Here is a 19,644-nt window from a genome sequence, read left to right as displayed (position 1 = left end):
TACCACCATCTCAGTACCCTAACACCCAATTCCCAATACCTAATCACTAATCACCAATCACTTACTTTTTTCACAGTTCCCTATTCTTTAAAATGCTGATTGCGTGGTACTTTTATCGCCATGTCTGGAACGGATTTCAATACTATGTTTCGCCTGGCGGCAGGTTTCGTGCAACACACATCCAAGCACGTTTTCCTTACCGGCAAGGCGGGCACGGGCAAGACAACTTTTCTGCGTTACCTCAAGGAAAACAGTTTTAAGAACATCGCCATTGTGGCACCCACGGGTGTGGCTGCCATCAATGCCGGCGGTGTTACCATGCACTCTTTTTTCCAGCTGCCCATGGGTACCTACCTGCCTACGCGGCAGTATGTACAGGCCGATACAGGCACCGAGATTGTCAACGAGCATACACTGTTCAAAAACCTGCGCCTGAGCAAAAACAAACGCGAACTGCTGCGCGAAATAGAACTGCTGGTGATTGATGAAGTGTCGATGGTGCGGGCCGATATGCTCGATTGTGTAGATACCATTTTGCGCCATGTGCGCCAGGCTTTGCATATCCCTTTTGGTGGGGTGCAGGTGTTGTACATCGGCGACCTCAACCAGCTGCCACCCGTAGTGAACCAGCGCGAGTGGCAGGTGCTGAAAGAGTATTACAAAAGCCCTTTCTTTTTTGATGCGGTTGCCGTACAGGCCGCACCGCCGGTGTACATCGAACTTAATAAGATTTACCGCCAGAGCGACCCGGACTTTATCCGCATCCTCAACAACATCCGCAACAACGAAGCCACCAGTGCCGACCTGGCCCAGCTGAACCAGCACTACGATCCGCGCTTTGTGCCTCCTGCTGGCGAAAGTTATATCACGCTTACCTCGCACAATGCCAAGGCCGACGCCATCAACCAGCGCGAGTTGCAAAAGCTCCAGGGTAAGGTGTTCAATTTCGAAGGGGAAGTAAAAGGCGATTTCAGCGATAAATCATTTCCGGCGGAGAAAAACCTGGCGCTGAAAGTGGGCGCCCAGGTGATGTTCATCAAAAACGACAAGGGTGAAGTGCGCCGTTTTTACAATGGTAAAATTGGTACTGTTAGCCGTATTGTAAACGATGACCTTTATGTGCGCTTCCAGGGCGAAGCGGACGAGCTGCTGGTAGAAAAGGAAACCTGGCACAACATACGCTACACCTACGATCGCGAAAACGACGAAATAGAAGAAGAAGAACTGGGATCTTTCACCCAGTATCCCATCCGGCTGGCATGGGCTATCACCATTCACAAAAGCCAGGGTCTTACGTTTGAAAAAGCCATCATCGATGCAGGCGAAGCTTTTGCCGCAGGCCAGGTATACGTGGCGCTCAGCCGCCTGACCAATATGAAGGGCATGGTGCTGTATTCGCGCATTCCGGCACACAGCATTCGCAGCGATGAACGCATCCACGATTTTTCGCAGTCAGGGTTGGAAGAAACCCAATTGCAGCAGCTGTTGCAGGAAGAGCAAAAGTTCTTTATCACCCAAACCCTGCTGTCTACCTTTCAGCTGGCCAAGCAGGTGGACCTGCTGCAGAACCACCTGGAGTCGTATGCCGGCCGCAATATTCCCGACGAGGAAGAGGCCATTGCCTGGGCCAAAGCATTGGTTGTAAAAGGCAAGGAGTTACAGGATGTGGGGATGCGTTTTATCATGCAGCTCGAAACCATGCTGCCCACCGCAGAAGCCGACAATTTTCAACAGCTGTCGGAGCGCATTCAAAAGGCTGCCTCCTATTTTGTAAAAGCCTTCGACGAAGGATTGCTGCAGGCTATCCGCGACCATGCTACCCATTGGCGGATTAAAACAAGGGTAAAAAAATACGGTAAGGACCTGGAGCAACTGGCCACAGCCATGGAGCGGAAAAAGTGGGCGATTGAACATGCCGTGCACCTCGCAAAAGGACTGACGCAGGGGCTGGATGCCATTGCCCTGCTGCAAATTGTGGAGGAGCAACGCAAAAAGCACGTGCCTGTACAAACGGCTGAAGCTGCAGCACCTGCAAAAGAGAAGGTGGCGAAAGGAGAAACCAAGGTCATAACGCTGGAAATGTATCGTGCCGGTAAAGACATTGCCACTATTGCCGCCGAACGCAACCTTACGGTATCCACCATCGAAGGACACCTGGCCGCTTATATCGAAAGCGGTGAGATATCGGTAAACGATGTGGTGCCCGGGCATAAAATTCCCGTGATCTTATCGGCCATTGCCAAGGTGGAACAAAAAACTTTGGGCACCCTCAAAGCCCGGCTGGGCAACGATTACAGCTATGGCGAGATCAAAGCGGTGATGAGCCACCTGGCAAGGCTGGAACAAAAGGAACTGAGCGGAGAGATGTAGGTAATGTGCCGATGGGTTTGGATGCTTGTAGCTTTTTTAAAAGGGACAACAGACAACAGACCACGGACAACCAGTTACATTGCAATTATTCTTGTCTTCATTAGTCAAAATATTTTGTTCCTCCGCACTAATAAAAGAGCATCAATACTACCTGTGTTAGCTGCTTAGCACATTAGCAAATTGGCTAATTAGCTCATTACCACATTGGCTCATTTCTTATCTTAGGCCAACCCAAAACCATCCCCATGGCAGCCCTTTTTGAAGTAGCGAATAGTGTGGGCATCATCACGCTCAACCGGCCGGAACAGTACAATGCATTTAACCGAGAAATGGCGCTGACGGTGCAGCAATACCTCGACGAATGCAAGAAACGCAAAGACATACGTGCCGTGCTCCTTACCGGTGCGGGCAAGGCTTTCAGTTCGGGTCAGGATTTGAATGAAGTGGTGGATCCCAACGGGCCTAAGTTGCCTGCCATCCTCGCCGAGCATTTCAATCCCATTGTACGGCGTATCCGCAAGCTCGATAAGCCTGTAGTGGCTGCCGTAAACGGTGTGGCTGCCGGTGCCGGTGCCAATATTGCCCTCAGTTGCGATATTGTAGTGGCTGCGCAGTCGGCATCTTTCATACAAGCTTTTTCCAAAATAGGATTGATACCCGACAGCGGTGGTACCTTCTTTTTACCGCGTTTGATCGGTTGGCAAAAGGCATCGGCCCTGATGCTTACCGGCGATAAAGTACCCGCCGAAGAAGCCCAGCGCATCGGCATGATCTATAAAGTTTTTAACGACGAAAGTTTTGCCGCCGAAAGCATGCAGCTGGCGGTGGTGCTGGCGCAAATGCCCACCAGGGGACTGGCACTTACCAAGCAGGCGCTGAACGGCTCCTTTCAAAACCATTTCGAAGACCAGCTGCACGACGAAGAAATACTCCAGCAACGTGCCGGTGCCACCGCCGATTTCAAGGAAGGCGTTCAGGCATTTTTGGAAAAAAGACCACCGGTGTTTAAGGGCGAATGAGGATATTTCGAATGTGGGATTTTGGAAGTTTAATACAGCTGAAGGTCTTCTTCATTCAACAACTGCCGAAATCCGCAATCTAAAATCCGAAATTGCACTCATGATCAAGCAACAAACCCCGGAAGCAGTAGTGGCCCATATGCTGGAGCATGATGCATTTAGCCGCTGGCTGGGCATCGAAGTATTGGATATTTCACCAGGGTATAGCAAAATCAGCATGGTGCTGCGCAATGAAATGCTCAACGGCTTTGGCGTGATCCATGGCGGAATTGCTTTTTCCTTTGCCGACAGTGCCTTTGCTTTTGCCTGCAACAATTACAATAACCTTTCCCTCGCGCTGGATACTGCCATCAATTTTACCAAAACAACAAAGCCCGGCGATGTGCTCACCGCCGAAGCCACCGAGCTGCACAATGGCCGCAGTACGGGCCTGTACCAGGTGCGGGTGCTGAACCAGCACAACGAACTGGTGGCCCTGTTCAAAGGCACCTGTTTTCGTACCGGCAAGCCGCTCATCCCTTAACTTGCCGGAGTGAAGGAAGACCTACTCCAACTCTTTGCGGCCAACCCCGGTGCAGCTTTGTTCATCAGCCTGTTGGTGAATGTCGCAATTGCCGTTATTGGCATATTGCCCAGTGTATTTATTACTGCGGCTAATATCCTGTTCTTTGGATTTTGGCCCGGCACTTTTATTTCCTTCCTGGGTGAAGCTTTAGGAGCCGCTGTTTCTTTTTGGTTGTACCGGAAAGGATTTAAGAAAGGTGCAGACAAGCAGTTGCAGCGATTTCCCAAAGCGCAGCGGCTGGTACAGGCAAAAGGCAGGGAAGCTTTTCTCCTGATCTTTTCTTTGCGCCTGCTGCCCTTTGTGCCCTCGGGTTTGGTAACCTTTGCCGCAGCCGTGGGTGTAGTGCCTGCGTTGCTTTTTGTTCTTGCTTCTTCCCTGGGTAAAATACCTGCGTTGTTGATTGAAGCATTTGCTGTGCAGCAGGTAACTGATTTCGGATGGCAGGGGAAATTGATTCTTGGTGTGGCAGCAGTTGGCATCATCGTGTGGGTGCTGCAGCGGAAACCTGCACAAAACCTATAAGGTTTTTAAAACCTTATAGGTTTACCAGCCAGCTTATTCTACTACCTTGGCTTCTTTCAAATACACAGGTTGGCTGTGAAACTTTTTAAATGCTCCCAAAGTGCCAAAGAACTGTTGCACAAAAGCAGGTGATATCAACACATACTGCCGGTTTTGGTACTCCTGGTAAGAACTCCAATCCCAACTATCCAGGTGCTGACAACAACCATGATGAACAGGGTTGCGGTGGATGTAGAACAGCGTTGCTGCTAGCTGTTGATCGTTGGTTATTGCAATACGCCTTAAGTAGTCGGTAAACAAGCTGCCTTTCCGGCTGTACATCTTATTGAAAGCTTTAGAATAGGCATTTAGCCAATTGGAAAAGCGTTCCATAATAAAGTTGGATAAAGGATTGGTGGCCGCTTGCCTGAATCCACTTTTCACCTGTTGCTGGTGCGCAGCAATTTTCAGCTCGGGTTTCACCTGTATCAACAAATGAAAATGATTGGGTAATAAGCACCAGGCATACAGGTCGGCAACAGGTCCTACATGCAATTGAAACTTACGCAGGAAAAAATGTCGGTTTTCATCATTGTAAAACAAATGTTCGTTGCCGTTAGCCCGGTTCAGAACATGGTAGATGCCATCGGGCTGCAACGCTATGTGGTAGTCAATATTGCCCATATAATAAGGTACAAAGCCGGCTGAGCTTTTGCAAGCTGCCGGGTTTAAACCTATAAGGTCTTCAAGACCTTATAGGTTGACAAGAACCTTTAACTTCAACCATGCCCTTCTACCAATTTAACGGCATCAAGCCTGTGGTGCATCCTTCCGCTTTCGTACATCCCCAAGCCACCGTTACCGGCAATGTCACCATTGGCCGCGATGTATACATCGGGCCCGGTGCGGCCATCCGCGGCGACTGGGGCGCCATCATCATCGAAGACGGTTGCAACGTGCAGGAAAACTGTACTATTCATATGTTTCCCGGCGTAACCGTGTTACTGCAGCAAGGGGCACATATTGGCCATGGTGCCATCATCCATGGTGCTACCATTGGCCCCAACTGCCTGGTGGGCATGAACGCGGTGATCATGGATGAAGTGGTGCTGGAAGCCGAATGCATAGTCGGAGCACTGGCTTTTGTAAAAGGCGGTCAGCGCATACCGCGCCGCTCCCTGCTGGCAGGTAACCCGGCACGCATCATCCGCGAAGTGAGCGATGAAATGATGGCCTGGAAAACGGAAGGCACCCGCCTGTACCAGCAACTGCCCCAATGGTGCTACGAAACGTTGCAACCTTGCGAGCCCCTCAACGAAGCCCAAACGCAGCAGCCGTTGCGGGTGGTGGACTATCAAGTATTTAAAAAGCTTTCATAAAGGCGCAGATCTCGGATTTCAGCAGTTTGTTTCAGTAGAATGCATGCTGCTGTGAGCCGCTACCGAAATCTAGAATACCGTATCCGGCGTCTTCCTGTTCTTTCGTGGTTTGCAGTACTATGAGCAGGCTGAATTTTATATTAACTTGTAGTATCATCTCCCACCATTTTATGCTAAAAAACCAAGCTATGAAAAGAGCTCTCCTTTCGGCTATCTTTTCGGTGGCAGCCTGCTGCGCCCTGTTTGATGCACAAGCCCAGAAAGATCAATTTGCCTATGCCATTACCGGCGTGGACCGGCAGAGTGGCGACTGGAGCAAGATCCGTCGCTTTGATTTCCGTAGCGGCACTTACACCGATTTTTTGTTTGATGGCGCCAGTGTGCAACTTGAAGCTTTTGATGCCCAAACCAAGCAGCCTTATGTTGCGGTAGCGCAAAAAGCCGGGCAGCAGGTGTATAGCCAGCCCTTCGTTACGGGGGTGGCGGCCATGGCTTATGACAAACCGCACCAGCGGCTGTATTTCACGCCCATGTTTGTGGGCCAGTTGCGCTACCTCGACCTGCGTACCAATAAACTCTTTTATATCACCGACCAGTTGCTGATGACCCACGACCTGCGACAGCCAGATGGCGGTAAGGTGGTTACCCGCATGGTGATTACGCCTGATGGCGTGGGCTATGCCATCACCAACGATGGTGCGCATATGGCCCGTTTTACTTCGGGTAAAAAACCAGCGATTGAGCAGATGGGCGGCCTTATTGATGCACCGGAAAATAAAAACATTTCCATTCATTCGGCCTGTACCGGTTATGGGGGCGATATGATTGCCGATGATGCCGGCAATCTGTACATCATCACCGCCCGAAACCATGTGTTCAAAGTAACGCCTGCCAACAGGCTGGCTACCTACCTGGGCAGCATCAGCGGGCTGCCCGAAAAGTTTACGGTAAATGGCGCCGTTGTGGATGATGAAGGCCGCCTGCTGGTGAGCAGCGGCGTGGATGAAAGCGACTACTACCGCGTGGACCCGCAAAGCTGGAAGGCAACACCTTCCAACGGTAATAATGTTTTCCGCAGTTCCGACCTGGCCAATAGCAATTACCTGCAGGTGAAGCCTGCACCTGCTACCCTTACGTCGATCAAAACACCCGCAAGCCGTGCTACCCGCAACATACAGCTCTATCCCAACCCGGCTACAGGCGGTGCCATCACCCTTCAGTTTCATAAAGTGGCACCCGGCGATTACAATATTGACCTGGTGGATGTGCTGGGCCGCCCGGTGCAAAGCCGCCGCATCAGCATAGCCTTTGAAGGGCAGACCCAAACCCTAACCCTGCCCCATGCAAAGGCTGTTTACCTTGTTCGCGTCACCGACCGCAACCGCAAGCTGGCGCATGAAGAAAAATTGGTTGTGCAGTGAGGTTTTGAGTTTGGGGTTGAGTGTTTAGGGTTTGGGGTTCTACTTTGTTTGCAAAACCAGTAACTTGCATAACAGAAGCCTGTACTGAGTTGTACAGGCTTCTGTCTTTAACCACCAAAAACCAAAAACAAAAAACCAAAAACTGCAACCCCAAACACCCAACCCCAAACGCCTAACCCCAAACGCCTAACCCCTAACCCCAAACTCCAAACCCCAAACTATTTTCTGCGGGTTATCTTTGCAGCTTATTCAAAAAACACCAGCTTGGAAAGAAGCAATTTTGTTGATCAGATACGGGTATACTGCCGCAGTGGCCATGGCGGTGCGGGTATCAAGCATTTCCGCAGGGATAAGCTCACGGCTTATGGCGGCCCCGACGGGGGCGATGGCGGCCGGGGCGGGCATATCATCCTGCGGGGCAACCGCAACCTGTGGACCCTGGTGCACATGCGCTACCACAAAAACGTACTGGCCGAAAACGGCGAAAGGGGCAGCGATGGCAACCGCACCGGCAGCGATGGCGAAGACATCATCCTGGAAGTGCCCCTTGGCACCATTGCTTTTGACGAAGAAACAGGTGAAAAAGAAGCCGAGGTGCTCCACCACGGCGAAGAGGTAGTGTGGCTGCCAGGTGGTAAGGGGGGATTGGGCAATACCCATTTTAAAACACCCACCAACCAGGCGCCCGAATACTGCCAGCCCGGTATGCCCGGCATTGAAGGCTGGAAAGTGCTTGAACTAAAGGTGCTGGCCGATGTGGGCCTGGTAGGTTTTCCCAATGCGGGCAAATCAACCCTGCTGTCGGTGATGACCGCCGCCAAACCCAAAATCGCCGATTACGCTTTTACAACCATCACGCCCAACCTGGGCATCGTGGAGTACCGCGACAACAGGAGCTTTTGTATCGCCGACCTGCCCGGCATCATTGAGGGTGCTGCCGAAGGAAAGGGGCTTGGACACCGCTTCCTAAGGCATATTGAACGCAATCCCATTTTGCTCTTCCTGATTCCTGCCGACAGCAAGGATCACCGCAAGGAGTTCGACATCCTAATGAACGAGCTGGAAGAATATAATCCCGAATTGCTGCACAAGCGGTTCATCATTGGCATTTCCAAAAGCGATATGCTGGATCAGGAGCTGATGGACGCCATCAAATCCGAGCTGCCCCGGGAAATCCCGAGCATCTTCATTTCTTCGGTAGCCGGTAAAAATATCCAGCAACTCAAGGACATGTTGTGGCATGCGCTGGAGCAGGAAAACGCTGACCAGGAAGCCTGATTGTGCCAGCATTAGTTTGGAAAAACAAGATCAGTAAACACAATTACACCATGGGCGCATTGCAGTTCCTGAAAAGGACCGCAATGCGCTTTTTTATGCTAAAGGATATAGGTGTTAGCGCTTAACCAACAAGCAAGCTTGTTCTACAGTGCGTCCCTTGGTACTGGAGTAACTTCGGCACAGCCTGCAGTTTGTTGGCGGCAGGAAACACTGTAATGAGCAAACCCCTTCTCCAATTTAATGCTGGTTTGGCCCAGCACTCCCTGGCAGGAGCACAGGACCTGGCCACACTGCGTCGGGTAGCCGATTCTTTTCCTTTTCCTGTAACCCTGCTCAGCCTCGAAGGCAAGCTGATTTTTGCCAACAAAACATGGCTGCAGGGTACCGGTGCTCCCAGCAAAGACGCATTGCTGAAAAACTGGCGTCTTTATATTCATCCCGCCGACCAGCGGGCAGCGGCAGTTTTATTTGACCAGCCCTCTTCCGCAGGGCTGCCGCCTTTCGAGTTCAGGGTACGCCAGCAAGACGGGCAGTACCAATGGTTTTTGGGCCAGCCTTCCGTGTTGCTCGACGCCATGGGCGAGGCCCTGTATGTACTGGCCATTTGTACCAATATCAACGAAAAGAAAGAACTGGAAAACAACCTGGTACAGCAGGAGGAAAGACTGAATCTGGCCGTAACCGCTGCCGAACTGGGCATTTTTGATTATGACGTCGTTACCGACACCACCGTGGTGAACGATAAGGCACGGGAGCTGTACGAACTGGCGCCCGGTGAACCCTTTGGCTTTACCGACTTTATCAGCAAAGTACATCCCGAAGATCGGGAGGCGGTATCGCTCAATAATGTAAACTTCATCTCCAATCCCAACTCGCCGCTTACCTATCGCAACAATTTCCGGGTGGTGCTGAGCGGCGGGCAGGTGCGCTGGTATGCCAACCTGGGCAGGGTATATGTAAACGAACAGGGCCAGCGCTACCGGGTGCTGGGTACCATACTGGACCAAACGGCCGAAAAGCAGGCCTTTGAAGAACTGCGGTACAAGGAAGAAAAACTGCGCCTGGCAAGCGAAGCTACCGGCATGGCCTGGTGGCACAACGATCTGAAAGCAGGTGTACTCACCAGCTCGCCCCTGCTCAATACCATCTATGGACTGGATGCCGATACCCGTTTTACCTTTCAGCATTTTGCCGACGGTATCCACCCCGACGACCGCGAGTGGGTGCTGGAAATGAACCACCGCCTGATGGAGGGCCGTGCGGAAAATACAGAGTATGAAACAACCTTCCGGGTACTGTGCCCCAATGGCCAGGTAAAATGGATGCGTGCCCTTGGCCGCATATTCCTGGACGCCGAAGGCAAACCCGCCCGCTTTGTGGGTACAGCGCAGGATGTAACCAGTGCCGTGGAAGGTGCTGCCCTTATAGAAGCTTCGGAGCAAAAGCTGCGCACCATCACCAACGCATCGCCGGTGGGTTTGTGGATGACCAACGGAAACGGTATGCCTGTTTTTGCCAACCAAACCTGGCTGGATTGGACAGGGATGCGCTTCGAAACCCTCCAGCAGGAGGGCTGCCTGTATGCCACGGCGCCTGAAGAGCAGGAAGGCATCCTGCAATCTTTCACTATCGCTTTTGAAAGCCGCCAGCCCTTTGCCGCCGAACACCGCCTCCTGGGTGCCCATGGCAGCCAGCGCTGGATTTATACCGAGGCAAAACCTTATTTCGATACATCGGGTGCTTTTGCAGGTTATGTTGCTTCCTCGGCAGATATCACCAACCGGAAACTGGCAGAACTAAGCCTGCAGGAAAGCGAGGCCCGCTTCCGCCAGCTGGCCGACTCCAGCCCACAAGCCGTGTGGACGGCCAACCCCGATGGGCAACTGGATTACTGCAACCGCATCTATTTTGAGTTTACCGGCAATAGTTTGGAATGCCTGGACGAAGCAACCTGGCTGGCTTCTATTCACCCACAGGACCGCCAGCATTGCCTCGACCTATGGTTTGAAGCCGTGCGTTCGGGTAAGGTGTTCGAAATAGAATACCGCTGGCTGCATGCGCCCAGCAGGCAGTACCGTTGGGTGCTGGGTAGGGCCCTGCCCCTGCGCGACGAACAGGGAAACATCATCAAATGGCTGGGTACCGGCACCGATATTCACGATACCCGCAATATGGCCGAGGCTTTGGAAGAAGCTGTGCAGCGCCGCACAAAAGAATACATCCGCCTCAACGCATCGCTGCAACGCTCCAACGAAGACCTCCAGCATTTTGCCCACGTGGTATCGCACGACCTGAAAGAGCCGCTCCGAAAAATTAAAGTATTCAGCGACCAGCTGCGGAACAAGGCCACCGGAATGGAGGAGCCGCAACAGCTATTGCTGCAAAAGATCATGGATGCCGCCAAAAGGATGTCCTCGATGGTAGACGGCATCCTCAACTACTCCATACTGGGTGGAGAAAGCGAGGAACTGGAAGAGGTGGACCTGGTAGAAGTGGTAAGGCTTGTGGAAAGCGACCTGGAGCTGTTGATATCCCAGCGAAGTGCCCGCATTTTCACCGGCGACCTGCCCAAAGTGGAAGGCCATCCCATACTGCTCCAGCAGCTGTTCGATAACCTGCTTTCCAATGCATTGAAATTCTGCAAAGGCGAAGCGGTTCCTGAAATCAGGATTAGTGCCAGTTTATTGCCACACGAATCGTACAGCCTTTTTCCCCAGTTGCAACCCCGCCTGGAATACTGCACCATCACCGTTGCCGATAATGGCATTGGCTTTTCGGAAGCAAGCGCTGAAAAGATCTTTGATGTATTTCACCGCCTGCATCCCCGCAGCAGGTACGAGGGTACAGGTTTGGGGCTTTCGCTTTGCCGTAAAATCGTGGAACGGCACAAAGGCCATATCTATGCGCAAAGCACCGAGGGTAGCGGTGCCAGCTTTCACATCATCCTGCCTTTGACACAGCCCCTGAAGCAATGAGATTGTAAGAATTCAAACTGCGGTATTCAGGTAATGGACGGCGATGGGGCAAACTAAAACCAGTACGCCCCAACCCTGCTGGTTTTACCTGCCGAATACCCTTTTTAAAATGGGAGTAGCCCTGGCAGCGCCGCTGCTGCGGATGCGCGCTTCTTCTGTTGCTATCTGGTCAAACAGCGCCACTACGGCCTTGTCAGCTACATGCCCTGCTAGGTCGGGGTTTACTTTCTGGAGCGTAGTGGGAAAATTATTATAGGTGTTGATCAGGTCTTCGTAATACTTGGTGGCGCTGAACTTGTCCAGCGATAAACGAATGATGGGCGTAAAGGCTGCCTTCAGCTGGTTGGTGGTTTTTTGCCTGAAATACTGGGTGGCGGCATCCTGCTGCCCCTGCACAATGGTGAGGGCATCGGTAAGCGTCATGCCACTGATGGCTTCGGCGAAAATGGGACGTGCAGCGCCAACGGCGTCTTCGGCGGCCCTGTTGATCTGCAGGATCGTCCTGTCCACCAGGGCGTCCATACCCATCTGCCGCAACACGGCTTCTACTTTCTGCGCTTCGGCAGGTAATAAAATCTTGTAGGTATTGTTTCGGAAAAAGCCATCCTCGCGGTGTAGCTGGGCGATGCCCCTGCCTACACCCTGATCGAGGGCTTCGCGGATGCCCTGTGCGGCTTCAGTTTCAGTGAGGGGTATTTTAACCTGAGACTGTTGCAGTAAACCACAGGAACTCAATGCACACAACAGCAGCAACAGGAAGGAAAAGCTACGGATCATAGAATGTTTACTGCCTTGCTTCAAAAGCTTTGCCAGACCATGCCGGTTTACAAAGGCTGGGCTTCGGTGCTTTGCGACAGCTTGCGGTACAGCAGCCTGAAAAAAGCATTGCGTTCAACCTCGCTGTCGGTGCTGATAAGGGTCGACCGTTTCATCAGGTTGTGCACGTTGTGGTACAGGTGGTCGCAAAAGGCAACATCATGGGTGCTGACATAGTTGATAACGCTGTGTACCAGGAACGCCATTTTGCGGGAGCCCGTAACCGCCAGGATAGAATTATCACCCAGGATAAACTCGTTGTGGTACATGCCAAAAGCGGCCCCCATGCGTTCGCCACCCGATGCATACCACTTGATGCCTTCGGCCGCCTGTGCTTCCAGGTGGTCTACCAGCTGGCGGAGCGAATGGTAGATCCGTTGCAGGTCTTCGTTGCTGGTGATCAGGCCCATGTCGCGGCAAAATTTGATCTGCTGGATGGTACTGTTGATGCTTTCCACATTCCAGAGTTCCGTAGAAGGGAAACGGTTGTAGAGCTCAACGATTTTACCGCCCAGCGAAAAGAGTTCATCGCTGTAATCGGCAAAGCGGAAAGGCTTATTGGTAAACTCCGGGTGATCGATGATGGCCCGCATCCAGATATAGTATTTAAAAGCGGCGAGGTCGCGAAACTGGAAATGGTAAAATACCGGGATATCCTTGCACATATAGTACATATGGCTGTCGGTAAAAGACCCGATGTACTTGAGTTGCATGATAATGCCTTCCAGGTATTTGTCGAAGCGAAACTGGGTAGTTTCCAGCAGTTTGCCCTGGAAAATAAAGCCGCCTGCCTGCTGGCCAAAAAGCTGGTCGGCCGACACCTGGTAGCGGGTACACAGCAACTGGAACTCTTCCAGCGATAAAGGCTTTTCGCCCCTGATGCGGCGGTAAGCGCTGTCGGTGCTTACATGTAACAGGGAAGCGATGGTTTCGGCCAGGCCTTGCTGGTCGCTGGCTTTTTCCCTGATTTTTTGAAACAATGCACCCTGTACCGATGATGTACTCATATAAAACGGTTGTAGGCAAAAGGTTTGGCAAAAACTTGCGGCGGGAGCAGACCTGTGTTTCAAAATAGTGCAAATAATGCGTTTGCACAATGCGCTTGAAGCTGCCGGAAGCAATAATTGCCACAACAGTACTGCTGCCGGTTATAATTCAATTACGGGAGGGCTGAGGTGCCTGCTAGTTTAGCTGCAGAAACCAACGTCATGATCACCCTGCTCCTCCTGTTATGGCTCAGGCGCCTCAAAGCCGGTACTCCCCGGCACACCTACCGCTTTCATCCGCTGTTGTTTTCTGCTTTACTCCTCCTGCTGGGCATTGCCGCCTGTGCGCAGCAAAAGCATTTTACCATTTACCGAAATGGCAAACCCGTTGGCCATTTGCAGTTGCAAACGGCCCAGCACCATGGCACTACCCGCCTGAAGCTGGAATCGGAAGTGCAAACCCGGATTGTTACGCTGATACGCATTAAGGCCACGGAAGAAAGCTGGTACCAGCAGGAGCAACTGGTGTATGCTTCGGTGCGCCGCACCATCAATGGATTAGAAAAAGAAAACCGCACCCTCACCGCGGTGCCCGGGGGCTGCCGCCTCAACGAAGATGGCCGCCAGCGCCACATCAGCCACCCGCCCGTTGGGTACAGTACCCTAAGCCTGTATGCCCGGGAGCCGCTTCAACGCAGCCATGTGTTTTCCGACAGCCATGCCCAATTGGTTCCCATCCGGAAAATAGAGGCAGGCCACTACCAGGTGGCACTGCCCGATGGCAAAATCAATGAGTTCTGGTACAGCGGCGGACGCTGCAACCGCGTGGTATTACGCAGCCGCTGGTTTACTGCCGAAATGATTGCAGACAACTGATAAGCACCCCTTAAAACCACAGATATGAAGCTTTTTCTTACCGGCGCCACAGGCTATGTGGGTCACCGGCTGGCCCTGCATGCCGCAAAACGGGGCTACCAGGTACAGGCCCTGGTGCGTAACCTGCAGCGCAACCTGCCCCGCCACCCCAACATCCGCTTTTTTACCGGCGATATCACCGATGCCGCCTCGGTGGACCGCGCCATGGAAGGCTGCCAACAGGTGATACACGCCGCAGCCCTTGCCCGCTATTACCACCCCCGTGCATCCGAATTTTTCCGCGTCAATGTGGGCGGTACCCATCATGTACTGGAGGCGGCCCTGCGGCAGGGCATCAGCCGCCTAGTGTTTACCAGCACCTGCGCGGTGCTGGGCCCTTCATATGGCCGCCCGGTTACCGAAACCGATACCCGCCTGCGGCCTTTCGACAACGACTATGAAGTATCGAAGTACTGCGCCGAGCAGCTGGTGGCCTAATACGTAAACCTGGGCCTGCAGGCAACGATTGTGTCGCTGCCACGGGTATATGGCCCCGGCCCCGAAACCACGGCCAACCCGGTAACCAAAACCCTGCGGCAGGCCCTGCAAAATGGGTTTGCCTTTATCCCCGCCCATACGGAAGCGGTGGGTTCCTACACTTTTATCGAAGACGTGGTGGAAGGACACCTGCTGGCGCTGGAAAAAGGAAAGCCCGGCGCCAAGTACATCCTGGGCGGGCCCAATGCCACCTATGCCGAACTCTTCCAGACCCTTGCATCCGTCAGCGGCCGCAGGCTCTGCATCCTCCCGCTGCCCGAGGGCTTGCTGGTAGGCTGGAGCACAGTTTACGGCCGCATGGCATCCCTGCTGGGCATCGACACCCAGCTGAAGCCGGCAACGGTGCGCCGCCTCTTCCGCAGCTATGCCATGAGCAGCGACAAGGCCGTGCAGGAGCTGGGCTATACCATCACCCCATTGGCGCAGGGCATTGCCGCTACCCTGCAGTACTTCAAAACCGGTCGTTATGCAACCCACTGACTATGCCCTCATCACCGGCGCCAGCGAAGGGTTGGGCAAAGCCCTTGCCCTTGAATGTGCCGAAAGGGGCATACCCATGGTGCTGGTGGCCCTGCCCGGCAGCGGGCTGGCGCATACCGCCAATTTCATCCAAAACCATTTTGGCGTGGTGGCACATGCCATCGAAACCGACCTGTCGGAAGAAGCCAACTGCTTCGCCCTGCACCGGCAGGTACAGGGCCTGGGTTGCCGCATCGGCATCCTGGTCAACAATGCAGGCATGGGCGGCACCTTTTATTTTCACCAGCGCAGTACCGGTTACTACAGCCGCCTGATCCGCCTGAATACACTTGCACCCACGCTCCTTTCCCGCTTGTTCCTCGATGATTTGCTGGCTGCTGCTCCTGCCCATATCCTCAATGTAAGCAGCCTGGCAGCCCTCTTCCCGCTGCCGCAAAAACAGGTGTATGGCGGCACCAAGTCCTACCTGCTGGCTTTTTCGCGCAGCCTGCGCCGCGAGCTGCGGCCCCCAAAAGTGTATGTATCGGCGCTGTGCCCGGGTGCCATCAACACCAGCTGGCGGCTGATACTGGCCAACCGCACCGGCACGTGGCTGGGCCGCCGCTCTACCCTGGAGCCACAGGTGGTGGCCAAGGCAGCCATCGAGGGTATGCTGCGCAAAAAAGCCCGCATCGTTCCCGGCCGTATCAACAGGCTGCTGCTACAGGTAAGCAACTGGTGCCCCGGCTGGCTGCAGGACAGGCTGACGGCTTTCCAACAAAAAAGCTTTAAGGCTGAAGTGGTGCCCCTGCCGACCTCCCATACCCCATTTTCCCAACCTCAAAACAAGATGTATGAAACCCTTGTCCTTGCTACCGTCTTCCTTGCTGCATAAGCCCGGGCAGGCAGGCTGCTGGCTTGTTTTTGCCTTACTCTTCCTGCCGGCTTTGATTCTGGAACGCTGGCTGGCCCGCTATACACCTCTTGGCGCACAGCTGTGGCTGCTGTTGCTGGGCTGGTGCAGCTGGACTTTTGTAGAGTACCTGTTGCACCGTTTTTACCTACACCGCCACCGAAGCAGCGCCACCCAGCTAAGCCGCCAGCACCTGCGCCACCACCAACATCCTACCGAGATTTCGGTACCCTTGTTTGCAAGAGTTGCTATGCTGCTGCTTTTGGCAATGATAGCTGCTGTTGCGGTGTGGCTGCACAACTATTTTACCCTGCTTGCCGGTTTTGCCGCAGGCATTTACAGCTATTTTTCCATGCACTGGGTGCTGCACCAGCCCTGGTCGGCAAGGCTGTTCCGCCGCTTGTACCGCTACCATTTTTTCCACCACTGGAAATATCCCAATACCTGTTACGGCATCTGCGTACCCTGGTGGGATGATCTTTTCCAAACCCTTCCGCCGCAACCCGCCAAAATCGCTCCGCGTATTCTGGCTTATTACACCCGCAACCACCTCCACGAAGAGCCGGTTACGGATTGATGCCACCCACCAGAATAGCCAATTTGGCTTTTGGCAAATACTGCTACCCTCCGGGCTGCCTGCCGCAGCATTCCGTTTCCCACCGCCTGTTTGCCCTGCTAGTTTCACCTCATTATTCACCACAAACCAGCGATCATCATGAAAAAGTTTTGCATTACCCTCCTGTTGCTTGCCGCCCTACTGAACCAGGTACTTGCCCAGCAAAAACTGGAAGGGCAGGTACGCGATAAGATCAGTGGCGCCGCTCTTGCCGATGTAACCGTAAGTGCCGGTGGTGCCATTACCCGCACTGATGGAACTGGTCATTTCTTCCTCTCGGTGCCTGGCTTGCCAGCCAGGGTAGTGATCACTTCGGCCGAGTACGACTCACTGGTCCTGGAAGCCGCATCCACGGCTTTAGGGGTGATGGAACTAACGCCCAAAATGGTTACCGAGCAGGAAGTGCTGGTAACCAGCAGCACCCGTATGCCCACCCGCCTGCGCAATGCACCGGTAACCATCGAACGGTATGGCTACCGCCAGATAGCCAACGCCCCCACCGATTATTACAGCCTGGCCGTTTACCGCAAGGGCGTGGACATTACCACTTCCAGCATCACCTTTAAAACCATCAGCACCCGTGGCTTCAATGGCAGCGGCAGCCCAAGGGTAAACCAACTGGTGGACGGCATGGACAACCAGGCACCGGGCCTCAACTTCTTCGTGGGCAATTTTGCAGGCTTAACGGAACTGGATGTGGACCATGTAGAAATCCTGCCGGGCGCCTCTTCGGCGCTGTACGGACCCGGTGGTATGAACGGCACCATTCTGATCAACAGCAAAAGCCCCTTTGAACATCAGGGACTGAGCCTGCAACTGAAGCAGGGCGTCAACCACATTGATGCACCCGATGGCCGCTCGCCGGCGCCGCTGTACGACTATGCTTTGCGGTATGCTAAATCCTTCAACCGGTTTGCTTTCAAGGTTTCGGGGCAATACCTGCAGGCGCAGGACTGGCTGGCCGATAACGAAAACAATTACCGCCGCACGGGCTCGGGTGGCGTTGTGATCCCGGGCAGCCGCGCTACCGCTAAAGGCTACGACGGCGTAAATGTGTATGGCGATGAAACCAGCGGCGATATCAGGGGTGTAATGCAAGCTATGATGCAGGGAAATAATGCCCTTGCACCGGTGCTACTTCCTTTGATGTCCAGCCCGCAGGTGGTATCGCGTACCGGTTACAGCGAAAGGGATATGATCGATCCCAACACAAAAAACCTCAAGCTCACCAGCGCGCTGCACTACCGCCTGGGTGGCAATACCGAAGCCATCCTATCCGGCAACTGGGCCCGGGGCAATACGGTGTATACGGGCAACAACCGCTTTGTACTCAAAGGCATTACCATCGCGCAATACAAGGCCGAGCTGCGCAACAAGAACTGGTTCCTCCGCGCCTTTACCACGCAGGAAGATGCCGGCGATGCCTACAGTGCCACCACTACCGCCCAGCTGATGAATGAAGGCTGGAAAAGAAGCCTGGACAACAGCAACCCAGCAGGCAGTTGGTTTCCGCAGTACACCGGTGCGCTGGTACAGCAACTGGTTCCTGTATACACCAAGGCTTTTGGGGATGCGCTTGCTGCAGGCAAACCTGCCGCCGAAGCCCGCACGGCTGCCGAGCAGGCAGTGCTGGCAGCCAACAGTGGGGCCGCAATACACAATGCTGCCCGGGCTTTTGTCGATGCGGGCAGGCCGCAACCCGGCACTGCAGCCTTCCAGCAGCTTTTTGATAAAGTGCGCAAAGTGCCTATCCCCCGTGGTGGTTTGTTCCTCGAAAAATCGGAGTTGTGGATGTATGAAGGGCAGTACCACTTTAAGAACCTGACCCGCTTTGCCGACCTGGTGGTGGGTGGCAATTTCAAACGTTATGTGCTCAACTCGCAGGGCACCCTGTTTATCGACTCCATGGCGCCCATACGCATCAACGAGCTGGGATTGTATGCCCAGCTGAGTAAGCCCGTTCTGCCCAACGATGCCCTTACCCTTTCTGTTTCGCTTCGCTATGACAAAAACCAGGACTTTGAAGGGCGCTACACACCCCGGGCAACGGCCCTGTTGAAGCTGGCGCCTGAGCAAACCCTGCGCTTCAGCTACCAAACGGCTTACCGTTTTGCCACTACCCAGCAAAAATTCATCCGCCTGGATGTGGGCGATTATACCATACTGGGCGGGCTGCCCTGGATCATGGAGTACATGAACGCGGCCAAGTTCCCGCTGGTGGACCTCATCACGCAGCAGCCTTTTACCTACCGGCAGCTGGAACCCGAAAGCATGCGCAGTTTTGAACTGGGCTACCGGGCTACCCTTGCCCGCCGCCTTTCGGTAGACGCGTATGCATACGCCGGGCAGTACCGCAATTTCCTGGGACGCCGCACCCTGTTCCAACCCGCCACCCGCGAAATCTATTCGGTGGTGGTAAACAGTGCACCCGAAGTACGCACCTATGGGTTTGGCGCCAGCTTCGACTACCGCCTGCCGCGTAACTTTTCTGTTTTCGTAAATGCCTACTCCGACCGCCTTTCGGATGTGCCCGCCGATTTTCAGTCCCTGTTCAACACACCCAAATACCGCCTGAATGCAGGGGTGGGCAATACAGGTTTGGGTAAAAAGGAACGCTGGGGTTTTAACCTGCTGTACCGCTGGCGCGATGCCTTTGATTGGCAGGGCGAACTGGCTTATGGCCCGGTACCCGCCTTCAGCACGATGGATGCACAGGTGAATTACCTTTTTCCAAAAATCAAAAGCATCATCAAGCTGGGTGGCACCAATATCACCAACCGGTATTATATCGAGGGCTACGCCAATCCCAGGATCGGGGCGATGTATTATTTGAGTGTGGGGTATAATGTGTTGTAATACTGCTTTTAAGACAATTGCGGAAAAGCTGCAAGCTGTTGGCTACAAGCTTCAAGTCTTTGTTTTCCAAGCCCCTA

At 53.6% G+C, this 19,644-nt stretch carries 15 protein-coding genes and 1 pseudogene; 13 read left to right on the top strand and 3 right to left on the bottom strand.

Going from position 1 to position 19,644, the window contains the following annotated elements; genetic code table 11:
* The first annotated feature begins 120 nt into the window (after positions 1 to 120).
* From BUE76_RS02395 to BUE76_RS02380, 4 genes are all read left to right on the top strand, one after another.
* The gene (locus tag BUE76_RS02395; RefSeq protein WP_073046654.1) at positions 121 to 2,370 is read left to right on the top strand and encodes a helix-turn-helix domain-containing protein; all 2,250 of its coding nucleotides are present in this window, start codon (positions 121 to 123) and stop codon (positions 2,368 to 2,370) included.
* Positions 2,371 to 2,615: 245 nt separating this feature from the next.
* Complete coding sequence (locus BUE76_RS02390; RefSeq protein WP_073046657.1) at positions 2,616 to 3,389, top strand: enoyl-CoA hydratase-related protein; 774 nt, start codon at positions 2,616 to 2,618, stop codon at positions 3,387 to 3,389.
* 100 nt (positions 3,390 to 3,489) lie between these two features.
* Complete coding sequence (gene paaI / locus BUE76_RS02385; RefSeq protein ID WP_073046660.1) at positions 3,490 to 3,912, top strand: hydroxyphenylacetyl-CoA thioesterase PaaI; 423 nt, start codon at positions 3,490 to 3,492, stop codon at positions 3,910 to 3,912.
* Positions 3,913 to 3,921: 9 nt separating this feature from the next.
* Positions 3,922 to 4,476, top strand: coding sequence for a TVP38/TMEM64 family protein (locus tag BUE76_RS02380; protein ID WP_073046663.1), 555 nt, complete (start codon positions 3,922 to 3,924; stop codon positions 4,474 to 4,476).
* Positions 4,477 to 4,509: 33 nt separating this feature from the next.
* Here the strand turns inward: BUE76_RS02380 and BUE76_RS02375 are convergent, their stop codons facing one another.
* On the bottom strand, positions 4,510 to 5,139 hold the full coding sequence (locus BUE76_RS02375; RefSeq protein WP_073046666.1) for a hypothetical protein: 630 nt from the start codon (positions 5,137 to 5,139) through the stop codon (positions 4,510 to 4,512).
* Positions 5,140 to 5,240: 101 nt separating this feature from the next.
* On the opposite strand from BUE76_RS02375, the gene BUE76_RS02370 reads away from it, so the two are divergent.
* From BUE76_RS02370 to BUE76_RS02355, 4 genes are all read left to right on the top strand, one after another.
* On the top strand, positions 5,241 to 5,834 hold the full coding sequence (locus tag BUE76_RS02370) for an acyltransferase (RefSeq protein ID WP_073046669.1): 594 nt from the start codon (positions 5,241 to 5,243) through the stop codon (positions 5,832 to 5,834).
* Between the two features lie 188 nt (positions 5,835 to 6,022).
* The gene (locus tag BUE76_RS02365; RefSeq protein WP_073046672.1) at positions 6,023 to 7,255 is read left to right on the top strand and encodes a T9SS type A sorting domain-containing protein; all 1,233 of its coding nucleotides are present in this window, start codon (positions 6,023 to 6,025) and stop codon (positions 7,253 to 7,255) included.
* Positions 7,256 to 7,519: 264 nt separating this feature from the next.
* On the top strand, positions 7,520 to 8,533 hold the full coding sequence (obgE, locus tag BUE76_RS02360; RefSeq protein WP_073046674.1) for a GTPase ObgE: 1,014 nt from the start codon (positions 7,520 to 7,522) through the stop codon (positions 8,531 to 8,533).
* Between the two features lie 215 nt (positions 8,534 to 8,748).
* Positions 8,749 to 11,508 carry a PAS domain-containing sensor histidine kinase gene (locus BUE76_RS02355; RefSeq protein ID WP_073046677.1) on the top strand — a complete coding sequence of 920 codons (2,760 nt, stop codon included), beginning with the start codon at positions 8,749 to 8,751 and terminating at the stop codon, positions 11,506 to 11,508.
* An 84-nt stretch (positions 11,509 to 11,592) separates the two neighbouring features.
* Here the strand turns inward: BUE76_RS02355 and BUE76_RS02350 are convergent, their stop codons facing one another.
* On the bottom strand, positions 11,593 to 12,285 hold the full coding sequence (locus BUE76_RS02350) for a DUF4197 domain-containing protein (RefSeq protein WP_073046680.1): 693 nt from the start codon (positions 12,283 to 12,285) through the stop codon (positions 11,593 to 11,595).
* A 47-nt stretch (positions 12,286 to 12,332) separates the two neighbouring features.
* Entirely contained in the window at positions 12,333 to 13,331 is a 999-nt protein-coding gene (locus BUE76_RS02345; protein WP_073046683.1) for a helix-turn-helix domain-containing protein, read from the bottom strand.
* A gap of 201 nt (positions 13,332 to 13,532) precedes the next feature.
* Between BUE76_RS02345 and BUE76_RS02340 the strand changes: the two genes are divergently transcribed.
* From BUE76_RS02340 to BUE76_RS02315, 5 genes and pseudogenes are all read left to right on the top strand, one after another.
* Positions 13,533 to 14,186, top strand: coding sequence for a DUF6134 family protein (locus BUE76_RS02340; protein ID WP_073046686.1), 654 nt, complete (start codon positions 13,533 to 13,535; stop codon positions 14,184 to 14,186).
* A 24-nt stretch (positions 14,187 to 14,210) separates the two neighbouring features.
* Positions 14,211 to 15,203, top strand: a pseudogene (locus BUE76_RS25055) (NAD-dependent epimerase/dehydratase family protein).
* Entirely contained in the window at positions 15,190 to 16,077 is an 888-nt protein-coding gene (locus BUE76_RS02325) for an SDR family NAD(P)-dependent oxidoreductase (protein WP_073046694.1), read from the top strand. Before BUE76_RS25055 ends, BUE76_RS02325 begins: the two are co-directional and overlap by 14 nt.
* Positions 16,037 to 16,672, top strand: a complete 636-nt coding sequence (locus BUE76_RS02320; RefSeq protein WP_083596656.1) for a sterol desaturase family protein — start codon at positions 16,037 to 16,039, stop codon at positions 16,670 to 16,672. Before BUE76_RS02325 ends, BUE76_RS02320 begins: the two co-directional genes overlap by 41 nt.
* A gap of 138 nt (positions 16,673 to 16,810) precedes the next feature.
* On the top strand, positions 16,811 to 19,567 hold the full coding sequence (locus BUE76_RS02315) for a TonB-dependent receptor (RefSeq protein WP_073046700.1): 2,757 nt from the start codon (positions 16,811 to 16,813) through the stop codon (positions 19,565 to 19,567).
* The last annotated feature ends 77 nt before the right edge of the window (positions 19,568 to 19,644 follow it).

This window comes from Cnuella takakiae, from assembly GCF_001953305.1.
Lineage (GTDB): Bacteria > Bacteroidota > Bacteroidia > Chitinophagales > Chitinophagaceae > Flavisolibacter > Flavisolibacter takakiae.
This window is presented reverse-complemented; position numbering and strand designations above follow the sequence as displayed.